Genomic DNA, 20,733 nt, shown 5'->3' on the forward strand with positions numbered 1-20,733 from the left:
CACTGTTTCGAGTTGAGATTCAAACGAACGCTCAATGCCGTGATCCCAAATACTCCGGGCCCTGCTTGTTCATGCATCTCACATGCCCGATGGAAAGACGGGCCATACGTCGCGCCAGATTCTAATAACTAATACGGTACGCAGATCAACAACTTCGCAAGTTTACTGAGCGAGCGCAGCAGTGTCATCCGAATATTCTTATTTGGCCCCATATTTCCTGCACCGCCTGAGCTGGACAACCGCTCGCGAGAACCTGACACAGATGCCCAACAAACAAACGATCGTAGTCCTGTCGGTCCGAAATTGTGGACTAATCCCTGGCAGGGCTGTCGCCGAGAACATGCTCGTAGAGTGAAACGTAGCTGCTACCCAGCGCCTCGTCGGAAAACAACCGTTCATACCGTCGCCGCGCCGCCGCGCCCATCTCGCGGGCCCGCTGCGCATCGGTCAGCAATGCGTTAACTGCACCCGCGAGTTCACCCGGCGTTTCGGGCGGCACGACGAACCCGGTCACGCCGTGCTCGTTCACATACGATGTACCGGATCCGATTTCGCAGCACACCAGCGGCTTCGCGAACATTGCCGCCTCCACCAGCACCATGCCGAATGCCTCCGAACGCACCTGCGAAGGCAGCACGAGCCCATGGCAACCCTTCAGCAGCGCGACCTTCTCGGCATCGGAAACCTGGCCGGCAAAGATCACGTTCGTAGCGCCCCGTTCCTGTGCCAGACGCCGCAGCCGGGGCATCTCTGGCCCGGAGCCCGCAATCACGAGTTGAGCCGGAATGGACGAGGCCGCCTCGATCAGCGTATGCAGGCCTTTGTAATAGCGCAGCACACCCAGCGAAAGAAAATAAGGGCGGTCGTCGAGTGCCAGGCGTGCCAGCGGATCGCGCTCTGAAGCCAAAACATCGTTCTTTGCGTAGTCGGCAATGCCGAGAGGAATAACGCGCACACGCTGCGGATCGACGAGCTCCGTCAAAACCGGGCTGGACTGCGCGTAGGCGGGCGATGTTGCGACAACCGCCGACATGGAATCCAGCATCCTCCGCATGACCGGTCCGTAGACGTATCCCAGCCAGCGCTGCCTCACGACATCCGAATGGTAGGTCATGACGGCAGGCTTGCTGCGATCGCCGAGCAATCGCAACACGTCGCCGAACGGCCAGGGGAAATGGAAGTGGAGCACATCGGCCCAGTCCGCGAGTTCCCGATAACGCCGCACCGAATCCAGTCCGCCGAGATCGCACGACGCCGGCGCCGCCCAGGACTTCGAGCGCCACACCTGGGCTTCTGGAAAATCCACCTCGCGGGGGTGCGGATTGGGCGACAGCGTGAAAATACGCGGATTCACGCCCTTTGCCTGTGTGGCGAGGCAGATCTGCCGGATCGCCTCCTGAAGACCACCCGGCGGATCGGGAAAATACGTGCGATAGACATGAAGCACATTCATGCTTCATACATCCAGCGCAGCGTCTCCTCGAGCGAAATCCGGTTTAGCGGGCCGATTGCGGCCTCGAGCTTCGCGTTGCTGCCGCGCAGGTACTTGACCTCGCCGTGACGCAGGAAGGCCGGATTGACCTTCACGTTGATCCGGTATCCCGCGAAGCCTTCCAGCATCCGGACGACGTCGCCCAGGCCATATGCCGTGCCGGAGCAGACGTTGTACACCTCGCCCGTGCCCGGAATTTCGAGCAGCTTCGCGTAGGCATCGACCACGGTACGCACATCGGAAAGGTCACGCGCGACATCGAGCGCGCCCATTTCGATATCGGCCGCGCGGCGCCGGAAATGATCGACGATCTTCGGCAGCACGAAGCTTGTCGACTGCCCCACGCCCGTGTAATTGAACGGACGCACGAACGTGATCGGCAGGCGATCGGTCCACAGCCTCGCCATGTACTCCATAGCGAGCTTGCTCACCCCGTAATCGTTGGCCGGCGCGGGCGCAATGGCCTCGGTTAGCGGATCGACGGGCGTGTTGCCATAGATGTTCGCACTGCTCGCGATCAAAATGGACCGGGGATTGCCCCCGGAACCATGCACCACTTCCAGCAGATTGCGCGTACCGACAACGTTCGTTCTGTAGATCGCGTCCACGTCGCCGTGCGCTACGAATGCGATGGCGGCAAGATGGACGACATGGTCTGGCTTGACCTCGTTCACGACACCGGCAAGGGCACTGCTATCCAGCAGATCGCAGCGATACAGCCCCTTGGCCGGCGCGTGGACGTCGCGCGCGAGCCCGCTCACGCGGTAGCCGCGGCTACGCAGCAAGTCTGCGAGATGCCGGCCGGTGAAACCGTCGATGCCGGTGATCAGGACGTTAGACATGTCAGAAGGACGCGCCCTTTTCGTTGCGGCGCAGGTCGGCCTCGACCATCATCGCGCACAGTTGCTCGAGCGTGGTCTGCGGCTTCCAGCCCAGTTCGCGCGTCGCCTTGTCCGGGTCGCCGATCAGGAGGTCGACCTCTGCCGGGCGGTAGAACTTCGAATTGATCCGCACGACGGTCTTGCCGGTCGTTGCACACACACCCGTCTCGTTCTCGCCCTCGCCCTTCCAGGTGACCGGAATGCCGGCGGCCTTGAAGGCCATCGTCACGAAGTCACGCACCGTTTCGGTACGGTTCGTCGCCAGCACGTAGGTGTCGGGTTTGTCTGCCTGCAACATACGCCACATGCCTTCGACGTATTCCTTCGCAAAACCCCAGTCGCGCTTCGCGTCGAGGTTGCCCAGTTCGAGCACGTCGAGCTTGCCGAGCTTGATCTTCGCGACCGAGTCCGTGATCTTGCGCGTCACGAACTCGCGGCCGCGCAGCGGCGACTCGTGATTGAACAGGATGCCACTGCAACCGAAGATGCCGTACGACTCGCGATAGTTCACGGTGATCCAGTGCGCGTAGAGCTTCGCCACACCGTACGGGCTGCGCGGATAGAACGGCGTGCTCTCGGTCTGCGGCACGGCCTGGACCTTGCCGAACATCTCCGAGGTCGAGGCCTGGTAGAAGCGGATCGCCGGATTGACGATGCGAATCGCCTCGAGCAGATTGAGCGGCCCGATGCCGGTGATCTCGGCAGTAGTGACCGGCTGGTCGAACGACACGCCCACGAAACTCTGCGCCGCGAGGTTGTAAACCTCGGTGGCCCCGGTGCTCTGCAGCAGGCGGATGCTGGACGAAAGATCGGTCAGGTCGTATTCCACGAGGTGCAGATCCGGGTGATTCTGGATGCCGAGTTCCTCGATGCGCCAGAAGTTCACGGAGCTCGTACGCCGGTAGGTGCCGTACACGGTGTAACCCTTGTCGAGCAGCAGTTCTGCGAGGTAGGCGCCGTCCTGGCCTGTGATGCCGGTGATAACTGCGGTTTTGCTTCGATTATTCATCAAAATATCTACTGTAAAAGTCGAATCTGCCAAGCGGAAGGACTAGTTCGTTGCGGCAGCCACCGCAGCGGTACCGCTGCCGTGCAACTGCCCGGCGACCAGCCCGCCGAACCTGCGGGCGCTCTGTGCCCACGTGTCCCACGTCAATGTACTGGAGTCTGGTACTGCGCCTCGCTCCCGAAGCGACAGCCACATATTGATGGCGCGCTCCAGATCTGCGCCGTCGGTGCCTGTGAAATAAAACGCGCCCTCTCCCGCCACCTCCCGGAAAACAACGAGGTCACGCGCGATGATCGGAACGCCGTGCTTCGCGGCCTCGATCAAAGGCAATCCGTAACCCTCGCCTTCGGAGGCCGACAGAAGGCACGATGCGCTCGCGTAGATCTTCTCGAGGTACTCGTCGGTGATCCCCTCGAGCCAGAAGAGACGCTTGCCCAACTCCGCCGAACCCCTCATGGCGTCCACGATTGCCGGGATGGTTCTGCGATCTTCGGGCGGCAAGGGCTTCCAGCCTTCGTAACCGACGATCACGAGATTGACGTCCACGCCGGCCGCCCACAGGCGCTCGAACGCCCGCACAGCTTGCAGATGCCCCTTGCGAGGCTCGATGGTCCCCACCATCAGGAACGTGGGCCGAGCGCGAATTGCGTCAAGGGTGTGTGATGCGTCGTCGGGCAGGCCCGAGGTTGGAAACGACGCCGCGACATCGGCGCCGTGATGGGACACGAGGAGCACCGGCTCGTTCCCGCCCTCCGGGCGACGTGCTGCAAGCCAGTTCTTGACGTCTCCGCGCACGTGATCGGAGATGCAAACCAGCAAATCCGAATTCGCGCACACCGTCGCGAACCATTCCGTATGCGACCCGCATGCCCATGGCGGAAAGAATTCCGGGCGTGTGATGGGCAGCAAATCGTGAATCAGGAAGCCTATCTTTGCGCCGCTCTGACGCCAGTACGAGTAAAGACCGAACCGCGCAGCCCCAAGGACTCCGTCCGGGAACAGGTCGAGCCCGATCAATGCGTCGCCGGGCATCGGGATAACCACCTCGTCGCGAGACTCGACCAGACCGAAACCTGGCTGTGCAGCCAGGTAACGCTGTGCGCGCCGCACGCGCCAGGTTCCGTTGTCGTTACTCAAATAGACGGGAACCACGTCGAAGCCCGCCGGCGGCTCGAGTAACAGTTCGCGCAACAGAGAGCGCGCGACACGCTCGATCCCGGTCTTCAGGTCATTGCGTACCGTTGCCGAGATATCGAGGTAAATGCGCGGCTTGCGCGGCGCGACGACCACTTCGGCAACCGTCTGTGCCGCCTCGTCGCGCACATCGGCCGTACTTGCGGGATAGCGCTGCCACAAGCGCGTCACCTCGCGCTTTTCACGCTGCACCTGCGCGTCGGAAAGCGCGTCCTCGATTGCAGCGGCATAACCAGCCGAGGTTTTGTGCGGCTCATGGACTGCCGCGATATAGTCCGGGCCGCGTGCGCTCAACTCCCTGCGCCGTGCGGAATCGGTGCGCAGGCGCGTAAGCGCGGCGACGAGATCCTCGACCTCCAGTTCGTCGTCGAGCTTGATCAGAACGTCGTCGGGGTACTCGGCCATCGGGCCATTGGCATTGACGATCAGCGGCACGCCGTGAGCGAGGCAGTCCAGCACCGTACGGGACGTTTCCCCGCGCGACATCGTGCGCAGTTGTACGGCGATGTCGGCCGCCGAAAGATAGGTCACGAAGGTATCGCGATCGGCAAAACCCGTGATCTTGATCCGGTCGCGACCAGCGAGCCCCGCCATCGTCTCGCGCAGACTGCGTCCGTACTCCGACTCGTCCTGACCGCCGACGAAAACCAGCGTGCATTTCGCATCGTCCGCAAGACCGGAGCGGGCCCAGGCTTCGACGAGAACATGATTGAGCTTGGTCATGTCCATGAAGCCGAACGCGCAGACCAGAATGTCGTCGTCGCCGTATCCCAGCCGCTGCCGCGCCTCGATACGGCAGCGCAGGTCCTCGGCCGCCCGATGTTGCCTGACGAGATGAATCTTGTCGGTAAATGCCTCGCCGTAATACTGCGCGACGAGATCCCGGCTGTAATTCGAGTGCACGACGAGCTTCAATGCATCGCGCACGACCTCGTAGCTGCATGGCCAGCGCCACTTGGCTGCAAGCTCGCCTTCGCGCGCCAGTTGCTCGAGGGCGCCATAGCCGTGCGAGCGAACCAGCGCCTGCTTGAACGCGTCGCGCCGATAACCCGTCTGCTCGGCCCACAACATCAGGCTGCTGATGAAGAAGTCGTGCAGCACGACGACACCGGGGTAGCGCTGCATCAGGTCGGGCATGTGCGCGTGGAACGGCGAATTGCCCATCTGATACACAATCCGGTCAAAATCCGACGCGTTCTGCTCGAACCACTGAACGGGACGGACTTCAAACCGCTCGCCCGTAGGTGCGGGCCAGACTTCGGCCTGATCCGAAATCACCGTGATGTCATAGGTCTCCGCTAGCGTCGGCAGCAATTCTGCTACGTAGTCGGCAATCCCGGTCTGTTCCGGCGGCAACGGTGAAACCATCGCAACGCGCGGTTTTGCGGCACTCGGCACCTTGCTTGCGGGAACTGCTGGTGCCGCATTCGGCCGCTTGTGCCGCGCAAGCTGGGTCTCGATCGCCTGCAACGCTCGCTGAGCCGTCTTGTCCCACGAGAAAGCCGCGGCCTGCCGGATACCGTGGTCGCGCAGCGATGCGCGATAGCCCTCGTCCGTCAGGGCACGCGTCATCATCGCGGTCAGTTCGACCGACGATTTCGGATCGAAAAGTGCGTCTTCACGACCGATCACCTCGGGCACGCTCGTCGCGTTCGACCCGAGCACCACCGCGCCACAAGCCATCGCTTCGAGCGGCGGCAAACCAAAACCCTCGTGCAGGGACGGGAACACAAACAGTTCGCATGCCTGATAAAGCGCAAGGAGCTCTTCGTCGGTCACATGGCCCAGCACGCGCAATTGATCGGGCGCGAGGCCCGCATCGAGCGCTTTGCGCTGGATCGCTTCAACCCGGTCGGCATCGGCACCGCCCGCGAATACGAGCAGGCGGCCTTGCCTCAATGCCTCAGGCAGCGCACCGAACGCGGACACCAGTTGCTCGAAATTCTTGCGCGATTCGAGACTGCCCGTGGACAAGACGAACGGCTTGTCGAGACGGAATTTGCCCTCGATCACCGGGTCTACATCCCCCGTGCGCGGGCGGAACATGTCGTTACACGCAGAGGACATATTGACGACACGGTCCCCCAGTTCCGCAATCGCGCCAATGCATTCTTCGCGCGCATAGCCGGAAATGGACAGCAGCAGGTCAGCCCGCTTGAGCGAATCGATCTTCAGGTCGTAGTAGTTCTTGTAGTGACCGGGCCAGTTCGGATCCGGATTCAGATAGGGAATCAGGTCATAGAGCGTGACGGCGGTGAAAGGACCGTCTTCCAGCAGTCCTACCGAAGTCACCGCTTCGTCCACGAAGCCCTCGAACAGGCTGGTCAACAGCACCGCGTCGGGAGCGACCGACTGGATCAAACGCTCGCGAGCGAGCTCGGCAAGCCGGGCGCGCCCAGTGTTCGCGGTATCGAATTCGGCAACGGGTCCATCGGCCGTGAAGACCAGGATCTCGTCCACGGCGAGTTCGCCTTCGAACGTCTTGCGCAACTCGTCCAGCCCTTCGGGGTAAAGGCCGTTCAGCAGCAACTTGATCGAGTGCGAACCACGATTACGGACAATCGCCTGGACGAGAGCGAGCGAATACCGCCCGATACCCCGGAAGCGACTGGCAGATTGACAACCTTGCAGATCGATTAATAGTTCCACGTTGGTTCGCGACCGTAAAGGCTACAGAAGTTTATTGTAACAATTGACGATTTCTGGGGCGATTTGCGGCCAGAGCAAGCGGTGCCGTGCTGCCCAGATCGACTTCTCCGTCGAAGCATTGACCACTTCTGCAATACCCGAGCGCATGGAGTCATGGGACCACGGATCGATGTACGTCACAGAATCGCCGAAATATTCCGTGGTCGATCCGACCTTCGTGAGCAGCACCCTGGCGCCAATCGCGGCAGCCTCGATCGCCGCGATGCTGGGCGTCTCCAGCAAGCTCGGCATCGCAAAGAACTCACAGCCCGCCATCGCCGAGCGAATCAGTTCCGAGGCATAGGGCAGATAGCCGATGATGCGCACCCGGTCACCACCTTCCCGGATGCAGGCATCCGCATAGTATTGGTCGCGAATGCCGCCGGCAATGACGAGCTTCAGATCGGGGCGCTCCTGCATGAGCAGCCGCAGAAACTCGAGCTGATTTTTGCGCGGCTCGACGTTGCCGACGTTCAATACGAACGGCCCTTCGATGTTGAAACGATCCCTGAACACACGTGTGTCGGCCGGCACGAGAAACTCGGTTTCCGCCCCGTTGTACACCGTATGGAACTTGTCGCGCCCCATGCTGAATACATCGCTCAGGGTATCCCCTTCCATGTTCGAATTGACGATCACACGATCGGCGACTTCGAGGATGTTCCAGATGTCCGAATACGGATAGTTGTCTCTCGTCTCCGGCGTAATCCAGAGATTGGGATTCACGACGACCTTCATGCCACGGCGCTTCGCGTAGTCGCACATTTCGATGACGTTCGGCATCACCGAAAAAACATGGAAAATCTGGTATTTGTCGAACTGCGGGTTCCACATGTCGAACAGATCGACCTCAACGCCGCAGCTGCGCAGGTGCCGCGCGTATGCGTACATCTGTCGCTCGCCGCCACCGGGGGTATCCATCGCCCAGGGATAGCTATAAAAGAGCACATTCATTCAAAAACCCTCTCTGAACCCGGTCAAAGCCGGGCACTAACAAAGACGTAGCCGCGTAGCAACCCTCAGACCTGCGCCAGCATCCGGTCCACCCGGGCGTCCCACGTATTATCGCCTACGCAGGCAAGCGACTCGTCAGGGGTCAGGCGCCCCCGGCGTAGCTGGCGTTCGATGGCCGCGACGAACGCTTCGGGGGTGCCCCCCACCTCCAGCCCGCCGAACTGGCCGCTTGTGAAGTCCAGCGGTGTCGATACCACGGGCAACCCCGCTGCGAGATATTCGAAGAACTTCATGGGAAACATCGACCGCGTATAGCCGTTCAGCAAGGTCGGCAAGAGGCCGACCTGCATGCCCCGCAGATAATCCGGCAGATCCTCATAGCGCCGGTATCCGAGGAAGTGAACGTTGGGCAATGCCTTGAGCCGGCCGACCCATTCGCTGCGCTGCCCCTCGCGCTCTTCCCCGATGAAAAACCACTGCCACTCGGGCCTTGAGCGCGCCGCCTCGAGGATCAGCGCAAAGTCCACCTTGAAATCCGACAATACGCCGTGGTACACGAGACGCGGTTCGGCGAGCGCTGCGATCTCCGGCGGCAGCGCCGCCCCCGCCTCGAGCGCCCGGCCGAAATGCGCGGTATCGACGACGTTCGCGAAAAAATGCGTATTCGCGTTATAGGGCGCGCACTTCTCCTTCAGCGTTTGTGCCGTGGTGAAGACCGCATCGCACGACGCCAGCAGTTGTTGCTGCGCCGCATTGAACGCTTCGACGTCCACGCCCGGAATCGCTGCAAGATCATCCACGCAGTGATACACGAGCGGCCCGCGCGGCAGCGACGCGATCGCGTCCTGCATGAACGGGTGATAAGTCCACACCACGGGGTCGCTGAGGCCATGCCCGCGGGCAAACCGGTCGATGCCGTGCCGCAGCAACCACTGGTTGAGGCGCCTCACCACAGGCCAGTGATGGCGCGCGGGAAACATCAGCGGCGAAAGCACCCAGACGTTGGGCTCGCGCTGCGGCGGTGCAATGAAGTTCGAACGCAAACCGCTCCATAGCCGCCGGGCAATGCGCTTCCAGTCTTTACCGCTCGCGAGCCTCGGCGCGCGCAGTCCCACGCTTTCGACGTAGAGGACACGCCATCCCCGACGCGCCAGCGCGCGGGCCGTGTGCTGCTTGTTGGTCCAGTAAGGCTCGTCCCAATCCGCCGTGGAAAAGAGGATGCAGTCGCGCGGACCCTGTTCGAGGTGCGCGGCGTCAGTCACCAGGCACCTCGACCGCCTCGCTCACGAGGCTCGCCACGATGCGTTGCGCGGCACGACCGTCGCCATAGGGGTTCGCGCGATCACGCAGCGCAGCGCGCCGCTGCGGATCGTCCAGCCAGGCGCTCACTGCGGCTTCGATGCGCTCGGGGGTCTGCCCGGCCAGCGTCGCAAACCCGGCATCCACGCCCTCACGTCGCTCGGTATGACTGCGCATCACGACGACCGGCACGCCGAAGGTCGGCGCCTCTTCCTGAATCCCGCCCGAATCGCTCAGCACGAGCACGCTCTTGCTGATGAGATACAGGCTCGATGCGTAGTCCACGGGTTCCATGAGCGTCAGGTTCGGCACCGCTCCCAGCTCGCGGAGCACGGGCTCTCGCACTGCCGGATTCAGATGCACCGGGAATACCCAACGATGCCCCGCATAGCGCGCGCACAAATCGCATAACACCTTGCAGATGCCGTCGAGCGTGGCGCCGAAATTCTCACGCCGATGACACGTCACCAGAATATGCGGAGTTTCCGTGCCGCGCCATCCTGCGCGGGCAAGCGACGGAGGAAGTTGCTCCCAGGCGTGACGCGCCTGCATGATTGCGTCCACAACGGTATTGCCCGTTACCACAATCCGTGCATCGTCGATTCCCTCGCGCACGAGGCACTCGCGGGCTCGTTGGGTCGGCGCAAAATGTCTCGACACGATCTGGGCCAGCAGTCTGCGATTCGCTTCCTCGGGAAACGGGTTCGCCAGATCGCCCGTGCGAAGCCCCGCTTCCACGTGTGCCACCGCCACGCCGCGATGAAACGCGGCGAGTCCGGCACAGTAAGCCGTCGTAGTATCGCCCTGAACGACGACCCAATCAGGACGCACGCGCTCCAGCACGCCGTCCATCTCCATGAGCAGCCGCGAGGCAAGCACGTTGAGCGAGCGCCCGGGACTCATGGTGTCGAGCGTGACATCGGGCTCGATACCGAAGAAGTCCAGCGCCTGCGCCAGCATTTCCCTATGCTGGCCTGTCGCGCACACCACCGTCTGCGCGACGGGCCGCAAGGCCTCGATTACCGGTGCCAGCTTGATCACTTCCGGACGCGTGCCGAGCACGACCAGCACCCTCATCGTGGCAGCCCTTCGCCAGTGACCGGTACACGCTGGCCGCGATATTCGACTGCGAACGGCAGCGCATGGGGGGCGGCAACATCGACGGTACTAAAACCGCCTATGAAGCGAAAAGCCCCGGCCTGCTCGACGACCTGCAGCGAGGACTTTGCCGCCAGGAAATCGAGCGCGACGTTTTCGTTCATGAAAAGAGGCTTGTGCGCACGTGCCCGGATATAGGCGACGAACTTCTCGTGTGCGTCGATCCGCACGGCCTCGTCCGGCCAGCCGTACTGATAGCGCGGCGAGAACGGATGATCGAGGTAGCCGAACAAGGTTTTCGTCTCGTACGCGAGATCGAACGCCTCCTTGAATACAGCAAGCGGATCCCCGGATACCAACATGCAATCGCCGTGCAGCATCGTCTGCTGGCTGTGTCCGGTGAACCCTTGCGACAGGCCCGCCAGCGAACCACCTCGCGCAATGAGGAACTCGGGATCGTTACGGATGATCCCGCCCACGCACCCTGCGTAACCGGCGTCGCACAACCCGGCAAGCGCATAGTCCGGACTCTGGTGAAACGGCGAGACCGCATAGCGAACGCGCTGCCCGGTCACCGCCTCGATGCGTTCCATCGACTCCGCGCCCTCTGCACGGGCCGCCTCGTAGCTGCCGCCCCAGTTCGGCGCATGCGTCGCGGTGTGCGACAGGAGCGCCGTATCCGCCGCCGACGCGAACTCGCGCAGCATGCCGAAGTGCGTATCGTCGCGCAGATTGGAGGTATGAATGGCCAGCGAAAACGGAACGCCGAGCCGCTGATACGCCTGCCAGAGAGGACGCGCCGATTCGATGTCCTCGTCGCAGTCGAGACGCGACGTGATCGCGGCGTCATACCCCCATGGAATCTCGCTCAAGACCGGCTGACAAGGCAGATCGGCAGCGCGGTGATCGCACAGGAAACGCTCGACGAGGCGCCATTCAAACGAGTCGCACGGTCCGACCGCCCGGTTGAACCAGAGCACGCTTGACGGCCCCTGCTGCCAGAGCGCGGCATACGCGAAAGTGGACGCGCCGTCGATTTCGACCGATGCGAGGCGCGCCGCGTCGGGCACATCGAGCGGTTGGCTTACTGCCCAGATCGACTGATCGGCACGAATCGCGCCGTAGCCCAGGTTATTCCATTCGTCGGTGAAATCGAAGCGTTCGAAAGGGCGCACCCACGCGCGCCCGCCGAGGACTGCGGCATGTTCGCCATAGCACACCTGCGCGGCGCTCGATGCATCGTGACCGGACAGGGCAGGCGCGCTACGCGCGGCCGCAACCAGATTCTCCGGCCATGTGCGTCCCTCGCAACCCAGGCGCTGCGCAAGCGCCCGCGGCAGACGACCGAAGGCGACCAGCTTGACCGCATGCGCGTCGAGCCATTCGACAAGTACATCGCCCCAATCGTCGGGTGCATCGACCACGACAACGATTGCGGGTGCGGGCTGCGTGGACAACATCGCACGTGCGATAGGGTACGCCTGCGTCGCGCTAACGGAGCGGCGCAGCGCAGCGAGCACCAGCCGCCCAGCTTCGCTCGACGTGGCAGGAAACAGGACGCCAATCATGCGGTCACCACATGGCGGAACTTCGAACGGCGCCCGACGCGCACGAGGTCGTCGTGACCGACATAGGCAATCGTGAAGGCATCCTGCCAATATCCGCGCAGCTTCTTCGTCGTGTCTTCCTCGTTGGCCCACGGTTCGAGCACGATACGCAACGTCGGCGGCAAAGTGCGCAAATCGATCTGGAACTCCTGGATGCCGCCCACACGGTGATCCAGCATGTCCTGAATGTGATGCGTGGGATGAGCGACGCCGTTGATCGGCACCACGTCATGGATGCGTCCTACCACGTCGGTCAGGAAGAAACCGTTATCGCGCTCTTCGACCCGCGCCATGTCGCCCGTCGCGTAGCGAATGAGCGGCATGAGCCGGTTGCGAAAGCCCGTGAGCACGAACTCATGGGTCCCGTCGATGCCGTCGTGGGCAATGCGGCTCTCGGGCCAGCCCTCCGAATCGAGGATCTGGAAACCGCGTTCGTGTCCGTCGAGCTCGTAGGCCATCACGCCGAGTTCGGCGAGCCCGTAACGGTCGATCACACGGCAACGCAGCGCCCGTTCGATCACTTCGCGCTGATGCGGCTCCAGCAATTCGCCACTCGATTCGAAAACGGAAAATGCCTTGTCGCTGCCGTACTTGCGCTCGACGTAGCAGGCAAGCGCATACATGGTCGAGGGGTGTCCGTGCGCAAGATAGGGCTTGCGACGCTTCAGCGTACGCCACATCTCCTCGAGTCCGGTGTCGTCGATGCGGTCGAAGAAGATGTTGCTGCGGTTCATCGCGAAGCATTTGAAATCTTCGCGCGACGGCCACGGCGGAACGACCTCGTCGGGAAATCGGCAGGCGAAGTGCAGCTCGGAGCGGTAGCCGTGCTTGCCGATCCTGCGGCGCGCGTAGAACGTAACGGCAGACGAATAATCGGCTGCCACCTGATCATAGAAGATCGTGCAGGAGAGCCCCGTCGACCCGCCGGTCTTGCAGGCGTGATGGCGCACCTGCTCGAGGGGGCGAGAAAAGAGCCGCCCCCCCTGCTCCCGGATGATGTCCTTGGTCAGGTACGGCAGGTCCTCGAGATAGCGTGGATCCTTGCCGGCCTTTGCGGGGTCGAAATTCCGTTCGCGGAACAGGTCGCGATAGTACGGCACCTGTTCGCCGGCGAATTGCAGGATCGACTCCAGACGCTCGAGCGCAATCTTGCGCCGTTGCGCGAACGGTTGCCGATAGTAGCGGCGCAACTCGGCGATCTTCGGCCGCACGCTGCGCTGCTCGCGACTTTCGGCAATCGGATAGGCCACGTACGCGCCGGCCACGCCCTTCAACAGCCGGAACGGTTGGTGAAGAAAGAGAGAACGGCCGTAGCGAACCAGCGGATGATCAGCGCGCATGGAATACATGCCTTATCTAGCCCTTAAACTCAAGCTCGGAGAATAGCGACTGCCTTTTATGCAGAACCCTGGCGCGGGCGCCAGGGTTCTGTATCAGGCAGCCGAGCGGGAATCGGTTGCAGCGGCCGAAAGACCGGAAACTTCCGAGTCGGCACGAACACCATTTTCACTGGCAGGCGGCGGAGCCGCGACCGGCTCGTCCGCGACAATCTTGCCGTGCTCGAGGCTGATCTTGCGGGTGCACACCCGCTGAACCAGCGCAGGTTCGTGGCTGGCAATCACGACAATGGACGCCTGGCCGACCAGGGCCTCGAGACGCTGGGCCGCCTTCGCCTTGAAGTCCGCGTCGCCCACGCTCAGCCACTCGTCCATGATCAGGATGTCGGCTTCGATGCTGGTGGACATCGAAAAGGCGAGGCGCAGCATCATCCCGCTCGAATACGTGCGCACAGGCAGATTCAGATAGTCGCCGAGCTCGCTGAAGTCGGCGATCTCGTCGATCTTGCTGCGTATGCGGGCCGGCTTGAGACCGTCCAGAATCCCGCGCAGATAAATGTTCTCGAAGCCGGTCGCGTCCGGGTCGAGACCCATCGAGACATCGAGCAGCGACGCAATGCGGCCGTGCACCTTCAGCTTGCCGTGCACCGGCTCGTACACCCCAGTCAGCGTGCGCAGCAGCGTGGTCTTGCCCGAACCATTGTGGCCGACCAGCCCGATGCGTTCTCCGTCCGAAAAACGAAAGCTGAGCTCGTCGAGGGCGCGCACGACCGTGTGCCTGCCGGCATCGTGACCGATGCGCCCCCCCGTCGTCAGATTCAGCACCGCCTTCTTCAGCGAGCGGTGCGAGTTTTCAAAGATCGGGAACTCGACGACGATTCCCTCTGCAGCAATGGAAGAACTCGTCATGATGTCAGAGCCAGTACGGAACCCGGTTGCGCGCGCGGCGCATGAGGATGTGAGCGAAGACGAACCCGAATACGAGCAGGCCGATCGACCACGCCCATGACTCCCACTGCAACGGGCGCCCCATCAGCGGCGCGCGCACCAGTTCGATCATGTGATACAGCGGGTTGTACGTCGCCACCCACGCACGCGACTTCAGAACCTCCGGCGACCACATGACCGGCGTAAAGAAGAACGCGACCTGGATAAGGTTGGCCACGATAGGCTGAATGTCCCGAAAACGCGCACACAGCACGCCCAGAACCACGCTGAGCCATACGCCTTGCAGGAACAGCAGAAGCAATGCGAACGGAACGAGCAGAAATTCCACGCTCATGCTGCGCCCGAGCACGACGATCAGCACGACCACGACAGGCAGGCTGTGCAGCAGGATCACGAAATTACGCCAGACAATGCGACAGACATGCACGGTCAGGGGAATACGTATCTGCTTGATAAGGTAGGCCGCCCCAATGAACGTACTGCAACCTTCGTTGGCGACCGATGACAGAAAACCCCAGACGACGAGGCCGATCGCCAGATACGGCAGATACTCGTGGATGTCCTGGTGAAGCAGTTCGGAATAGAGCGCACCCAGCACGACGACCATGATGGCCGTGCTGAGCGTGAACCAGAACGGCCCGAGCACGGAGCGGCGATAGCGCTGCCGAATATCGTGCCAGCCCAGCGTACCCCATACGCGCACGGCCGCAATGCCGGCGATCAGATCGTCGCCGCCATCGTGGCTCGCCAGATCCTTTTTACCTCGATCGATTACCGCTCCACCCATTACGCACGCCCGTAAACGTCCTCGAACCGCACGATATCGTCCTCGCCGAGGTATTCGCCACTCTGAACCTCGATCATCACGAGACCGACAACGCCGGGGTTCTCCAGCCTATGCTTATGGCCCGCCGGAATGTAGGTCGACTCGTTGGTCGACACGAAAAGCTCCTTCTCGCCATTGACGACCTTCGCCATACCGCTCACGACGATCCAGTGCTCGCTGCGATGATGATGCATCTGCAGACTCAGGCTCGCACCCGGCTTGACCTCGATGCGCTTGATCTTGAAGCGCGGCCCCTCTTCCAGCACGGTATAAGTGCCCCAGGGACGATGCACGGTGCGATGCATCTTGTGAGCGTCATGCCCACGTGCCTTCAATTCGGAATAGATATGTTTGACGTCCTGCGCCCGGTCGCGATTGGCCACCAGTAACGCGTCCGGCGTGTCGATCACGATCAGGTTGTCCACACCAACGGCACCGATCACGCGGTCGCGGCTCACGAGGTAACAGTTGTCCACGTCGTGGAGGAGCGCCTCGCCTTCTACGCGGTTACCGTGACTATCCGGATGGCATAGTTCGCTGAGCGCGGTCCATGAGCCGATATCGCTCCAGCCGATGCTGCACGACACGACCGCAGCCTGCGTGCACTTCTCCATCACGGCATAGTCGATCGAATTGTCGGGCACCATGCCGAAGCTCTTCGGGGCGAGCTGCACCTGCGCCCAGCCGTCGCCTTCCGAGGTGCGCGACTCGCGCAGACACGCTTCCGTGCTCGAGAGAATCTCGGGACAATGCTGACCGAGTTCGCGCAACATCGAAGCTGCGGTAAAGCAAAAAATGCCTGAGTTCCACAAGAAGCGCTGAGACGCGAGATACTCGCGCGCCTTCTCGAGCGAAGGCTTCTCGACGAAGCGCAGCACCGTGTTGCCATCGGCTTCGATATAGCCGTAACCGGTTTGCGGGGAATCGGGGCGAATACCGAAGGTGACGATCTTGCCCTGGCGAGCCAGTTCCTGCGCCTTGCCGACTGCCTCCGCAAACGCCTCCTGGTCGGCGATCAGGTGATCGGCCGCGAGGACCAGCATCGTCGTGTCCGGACCGTTGGCCTTTGCGACATGCAGTGCCGCTGCAGCAACGGCTGCCGCCGTGTTGCGGCCAAATGGCTCGCAAATGAACGACGTTGCAACGCCGCGCTCGTTGACCTCGCGGAACTCGTCTTCAGTCTTGAAGAACAGGTCGCGATTGGTCACCGTGAGGATCTGCTTGACGTCATCGAGCGCGGCCGCCCGCAGGAAAGCCTTCTGCAGAAGGCTTTGACCATCCGCCAGACGAATGAAAGGCTTGGGATGCGATTCCCGGGATACCGGCCACAGCCGGGATCCCGCGCCGCCACACAGGATAACTGGTATCAGACTCACAAATTTCTCTCTAGATACTATGCACTTCAGACGGCGCAACCATCCCCGGGCACTACGACTACGGTATGGCCAGATCCCAGGAATGCTGGCGTCCGTCTGCCGGTCGGGGCGCCTGGGTAAGCGCGCTATGGTGGCATTTTATTCGGAGTTCGACAACAGAACTGTTCGGAATTGCTACAAAATGAAAGTGCTTATGGGCGGGCCAGTTGACTGAAAATAAAATTCGGCAGATGGGCAGCAAGGCCACGGAAAGTGCGACACGACGGCCCGCGGACACCATACATTGTCATGAATTGGTCATCGGGATCTTACACAAATCTTTCGGCGCGACGTAAGGGCATGGGCTTCCTCCGCGGAACTTCGAAGTCAACTTGACCCATCGTGCATTCAATCGATTCGCTCACAAGCGAAGGATCCCAGGTGAGCAACAGTCGATGGAGCCCAAAGGAAAGAAGCAAGCTCCAGCCCTTGAACAATAAATAGCCAAGGCTGGGAATACCTTCTATGCCGCCTGCCGATAGCCCTGCAAACACAACGCAAGCGACTCCCTCCAGTCAGGCGCCCGCAGACCGAAGACCGCGGCAAGCTTGTCGCAGTTCAATCGCGAATTCGCCGGTCGCCGGGCGGGCGTAGGATAATCGCTGGTCGCGATGGGTGTCACCGCAACATCCTCGTACTGCACGGCCTCGAAAACGGCACATGCAAAGCCATACCACGACGTCGCGCCCCCTGCGGTAAGGTGATAGACGCCTGAGCGCTCGCACCACCATTCAGGGGAAGCAACGCTCGCGCAATACCTTGCGACCACCGCTGCACTCAACGCAGCGATGGTTGCGCTCCATGTCGGCGCCCCAACCTGATCGTCGACCACAGAAATGCTGGCGTCCGCCTGCTTCGCCAGCCTCAGCATGGTCAGCATGAAATTGCGCCCTCGCGCACCGTAGACCCAGCTCGTACGGAACACGAGGTGTTTGCCGCCGACCGCCGCGATTGCCTGCTCTCCGGCAAGCTTGGTGTGGCCATACACATTCAGGGGATTCGGTTCGTCGCTCTCCACATAGCAACCTGCTTTCGTGCCGTCGAAAACATAGTCGGTCGAATAGTGGATCAAGAGAGAATCAAGCCGTGCCGCTTCTTCAGCCAGCACACGAGGAAGTCCCGCATTGAGCAGTTGCGCCGTCTCGGCATCGGCTTGCGCACGATCGACCGCCGTATAGGCCGCCGCGTTCACGATCAGCGCAGGCTTCACTTCGCGCACCAGGTCCCGGACCTGATCGAGCCGGGTCAGATCGAGCCGGCTGCGATCCACGGCGACAACCGTGCCCAGCCCCTGCAACGCGCGCACGGCCTCAAAGCCCACCTGCCCCGCCGCGCCGGTCACGAGAATGACCGGCGGTTCCGGCAAGGCAGAACGTGCATCGACTTCGTTGCGCTCACTCATAAACGTCTGCCTCCGCCAGCGTGCGGCCCTCGGCGTCCTTGGGCGCGAGGACGGGTGCGCCAGTCAACGGCCATTCGATACCCAGCCGACTATCGCTCCAAAGCAGCGACCGTTCGTGCTCCGGGTACCAGTAGTCCGTGGTCTTGTAAAGAAGCTGGGCAGACTCCGAAACCACCACGAAGCCATGTGCAAAACCCGGCGGCACCCACAGTTGGCGGTGGTTATCGGCCGAAAGCGTCACACCGACCCACTTACCGAAATCGGGCGAGCTGCGCCGGAGATCGACACACACATCGAACACCTCGCCTTCCACCACGCGCACAAGCTTGCCTTGCGCATGCTCGATCTGATAATGCAATCCACGCAGCACGCCTCTTGCCGAGCGCGAATGATTGTCCTGCACGAATTCGACACCGGACTGTACCTTTTCGGCGAACTCCCGCGCGTTGAAGCTCTCGAGGAAGTACCCGCGCGCGTCGCCAAACACCTTCGGCTCGATCAGCTTGACGTCGGGGAGCGCCGCAGCAGTTACTGTGATGGCCATGCAACCTGATCCGTGAGTAGGTTCAACAAGTACTTGCCGTATCCGCTCTTCGCAAGCGGCATCGCAAGCTTCTGCATCTGTTCGGCGTCAATCCAGCGGCGACGGTAGGCAATCTCCTCGGGACACGCCACGACGAGACCCTGACGCTTTTGCAGCGTGGCAATGAACGTTGCCGCATCGATGAGCGAATCGTGCGTGCCGGTATCGAGCCAGGCGTAACCGCGCCCCATGATCTCGACATTCAATGCGCCGTCGGCAAGGTAGCGCGAGTTGACGTCGGTGATTTCCAGCTCTCCGCGCTGCGAGGGTTTGATATCGCGCGCAATGTCGCACACCCGGTTGTCGTAGAAGTAGAGTCCAGTCACCGCGTAGTTCGAACGCGGCTGCGCAGGCTTTTCCTCGATCGAGAGCGCTCGGAAGGCCTTGTCGAACTCGATCACGCCGTAGCGCTCCGGATCGGTGACGTGATAGGCAAACACCGTCGCGCCCGTCTCCTGTGCGCTCGCATGCTCGAGTTGCTTGACGAGGTCGTGGCCGTAGAAAATGTTGTCGCCGAGAATCAGCGCCGACGGATCGTGACCGACAAATTCACGGCCGATGACGAACGCCTGGGCAAGCCCGTCCGGCGAAGGCTGCACCGCGTACTGAATATTCATGCCCCACTTGCTGCCGTCGCCGAGCATCGCTTCGAAGCGCGGCGTATCCTGCGGCGTCGAGATGATCAGAACATCGCGAATACCCGCGACCATCAACGTCGACAGCGGGTAATAGATCATCGGCTTGTCGTAGACCGGCAGCAGTTGCTTCGACACCGCATGCGTAATGGGGTAGAGCCGTGTGCCGGAACCGCCCGCGAGAATAATGCCTTTACGTGCCATCGCACTGCCCCTTATGCGCGCTGTACATAGTTCGTTTCGACCCATTTTCGATAGTCGCCCGAAGCCACTTCGTCGACCCACTGCGGGTTGTCCAGGTACCAGCGCACTGTCTTCGCCAGGCCGGTTTCGAAGGTTTGCGCCGGCTTCCAGCCGAGCTCGCGCTCGAGCTTGCGCGCATCGATCGCGTAGCGCCGGTCGTGACCGGGCCTGTCCGTGACATAGGTGATCTGGTCGCGATACGAGCCCGACGCCTTCGGGCGCAATGCGTCGAGTAGTTCGCACAACGTATGCACGACTTCGAGATTCGTCTTCTCGTTCCACCCACCGACGTTATACGTCTCGCCGACCGTGCCGCGTGCAAGCACTTCGCGGATCGCGCTGCAATGATCGCCTACGTAAAGCCAGTCCCGCACGTTCTGGCCGTCGCCATAGACGGGTAGCGGCTTGCCGGCGAGCGCATTCGCGATCATCAGCGGAATGAGCTTTTCAGGGAACTGATAGGGGCCGTAATTGTTCGAGCAGTTCGTGGTCAGCGTGGGCATGCCATAGGTATGGTGCCAGGCACGCACGAGGTGATCCGAGCCAGCCTTGCTCGCGGAATAGGGACTGTTCGGGGCATAGGGCGTGGTTTCCGAGAACTGCGGATCGGTAGCCGAAAGCGAGCCGAATACTTCATCGGTGGAAACGTGCAGAAACCGGAACGCCGCCTTGCCTGCGTCGTCCAGGCTATTCCAATGCTCTCGCGCAGCCTCGAGCAGCGTGAATGTGCCGACGATATTCGTCTGAACAAAATCCGCCGGACCATGAATCGAGCGGTCCACGTGACTCTCGGCGGCAAAGTGCAGCACCGCGCGCGGCCGGTGTTCGGCGAAGAGCGCATCGAGGGCCGCGCGGTCGCAGACGTCCACGCGGGCAAAAACATGTTTCGGATTGCCTTGCAGCGACTTCAACGTGCCGAGATTGCCCGCGTAGGTCAGCTTGTCCACGTTGACGATCGCTTCGTCGGATCCATCCAGCCAGTCAAGCACAAAGTTGGCGCCGATAAAGCCGGCACCGCCCGTCACCAGAATCATGGGACTCCCTTGCAAACGCGGCAACCCGAAACGGCTGCGGCACGTACTTCAGTTTTTCGAAAGACGACTGCGACGATGCTATTTTTTA

At 61.7% G+C, this 20,733-nt stretch carries 16 protein-coding genes; all 16 read right to left on the reverse strand.

Annotation, left to right across the window (positions count from 1 at the left end; all coding sequences use genetic code 11):
• Nucleotides 1–310 precede the first annotated feature (310 nt).
• Entirely contained in the window at nt 311–1,453 is a 1,143-nt protein-coding gene (locus U5760_RS25335) for a glycosyltransferase (RefSeq protein WP_322015063.1), read from the reverse strand.
• Complete coding sequence (locus U5760_RS25340) at nt 1,450–2,334, reverse strand: NAD-dependent epimerase/dehydratase family protein (RefSeq protein ID WP_322015064.1); 885 nt, start codon at nt 2,332–2,334, stop codon at nt 1,450–1,452. Before U5760_RS25340 ends, U5760_RS25335 begins: the two co-directional genes overlap by 4 nt.
• Before the next feature lies 1 nt (nt 2,335).
• Nucleotides 2,336–3,382 carry a GDP-mannose 4,6-dehydratase gene (gene gmd / locus U5760_RS25345; RefSeq protein ID WP_322015065.1) on the reverse strand — a complete coding sequence of 349 codons (1,047 nt, stop codon included), beginning with the start codon at nt 3,380–3,382 and terminating at the stop codon, nt 2,336–2,338.
• Nucleotides 3,383–3,424: 42 nt separating this feature from the next.
• Nucleotides 3,425–7,225 carry a glycosyltransferase gene (locus tag U5760_RS25350; RefSeq protein ID WP_322015066.1) on the reverse strand — a complete coding sequence of 1,267 codons (3,801 nt, stop codon included), beginning with the start codon at nt 7,223–7,225 and terminating at the stop codon, nt 3,425–3,427.
• Between the two features lie 21 nt (nt 7,226–7,246).
• Entirely contained in the window at nt 7,247–8,218 is a 972-nt protein-coding gene (locus tag U5760_RS25355; protein ID WP_322015067.1) for a glycosyltransferase, read from the reverse strand.
• A 65-nt stretch (nt 8,219–8,283) separates the two neighbouring features.
• Nucleotides 8,284–9,480, reverse strand: coding sequence for a glycosyltransferase (locus U5760_RS25360; RefSeq protein WP_322015068.1), 1,197 nt, complete (start codon nt 9,478–9,480; stop codon nt 8,284–8,286).
• The gene (gene wecB, locus U5760_RS25365) at nt 9,473–10,594 is read right to left on the reverse strand and encodes a non-hydrolyzing UDP-N-acetylglucosamine 2-epimerase (RefSeq protein ID WP_322015069.1); all 1,122 of its coding nucleotides are present in this window, start codon (nt 10,592–10,594) and stop codon (nt 9,473–9,475) included. Before wecB ends, U5760_RS25360 begins: the two co-directional genes overlap by 8 nt.
• Nucleotides 10,591–12,183, reverse strand: a complete 1,593-nt coding sequence (locus U5760_RS25370; RefSeq protein WP_322015070.1) for a polysaccharide deacetylase — start codon at nt 12,181–12,183, stop codon at nt 10,591–10,593. The genes wecB and U5760_RS25370 overlap by 4 nt, the downstream gene beginning before the upstream one ends.
• Nucleotides 12,180–13,562 (reverse strand): phenylacetate--CoA ligase family protein, encoded by a 1,383-nt coding sequence (locus U5760_RS25375; protein WP_322015071.1) that lies wholly within the window; start codon nt 13,560–13,562, stop codon nt 12,180–12,182. The genes U5760_RS25370 and U5760_RS25375 overlap by 4 nt, the downstream gene beginning before the upstream one ends.
• A gap of 93 nt (nt 13,563–13,655) precedes the next feature.
• A complete protein-coding gene (locus tag U5760_RS25380; protein WP_322015072.1) occupies nt 13,656–14,468 on the reverse strand; it encodes an ABC transporter ATP-binding protein in 813 nt (270 codons plus the stop codon).
• A 4-nt stretch (nt 14,469–14,472) separates the two neighbouring features.
• Nucleotides 14,473–15,294, reverse strand: coding sequence for an ABC transporter permease (locus U5760_RS25385; RefSeq protein WP_322015073.1), 822 nt, complete (start codon nt 15,292–15,294; stop codon nt 14,473–14,475).
• Nucleotides 15,294–16,709, reverse strand: a complete 1,416-nt coding sequence (locus tag U5760_RS25390) for a mannose-1-phosphate guanylyltransferase/mannose-6-phosphate isomerase (protein WP_322015160.1) — start codon at nt 16,707–16,709, stop codon at nt 15,294–15,296. The genes U5760_RS25385 and U5760_RS25390 overlap by 1 nt, the downstream gene beginning before the upstream one ends.
• A gap of 502 nt (nt 16,710–17,211) precedes the next feature.
• Nucleotides 17,212–18,150, reverse strand: coding sequence for a dTDP-4-dehydrorhamnose reductase (rfbD, locus tag U5760_RS25395; RefSeq protein ID WP_322015074.1), 939 nt, complete (start codon nt 18,148–18,150; stop codon nt 17,212–17,214).
• Nucleotides 18,143–18,694 (reverse strand): dTDP-4-dehydrorhamnose 3,5-epimerase, encoded by a 552-nt coding sequence (gene rfbC, locus U5760_RS25400; protein ID WP_322015075.1) that lies wholly within the window; start codon nt 18,692–18,694, stop codon nt 18,143–18,145. The genes rfbD and rfbC overlap by 8 nt, the downstream gene beginning before the upstream one ends.
• A complete protein-coding gene (gene rfbA, locus U5760_RS25405; protein WP_322015076.1) occupies nt 18,679–19,572 on the reverse strand; it encodes a glucose-1-phosphate thymidylyltransferase RfbA in 894 nt (297 codons plus the stop codon). Before rfbA ends, rfbC begins: the two co-directional genes overlap by 16 nt.
• Before the next feature lie 11 nt (nt 19,573–19,583).
• Entirely contained in the window at nt 19,584–20,645 is a 1,062-nt protein-coding gene (gene rfbB / locus U5760_RS25410) for a dTDP-glucose 4,6-dehydratase (protein WP_322015077.1), read from the reverse strand.
• Nucleotides 20,646–20,733 lie beyond the last annotated feature (88 nt).

This window comes from Paraburkholderia sp. J12 (assembly GCF_905220215.1).
Taxonomy (GTDB): Bacteria; Pseudomonadota; Gammaproteobacteria; order Burkholderiales; family Burkholderiaceae; genus Paraburkholderia.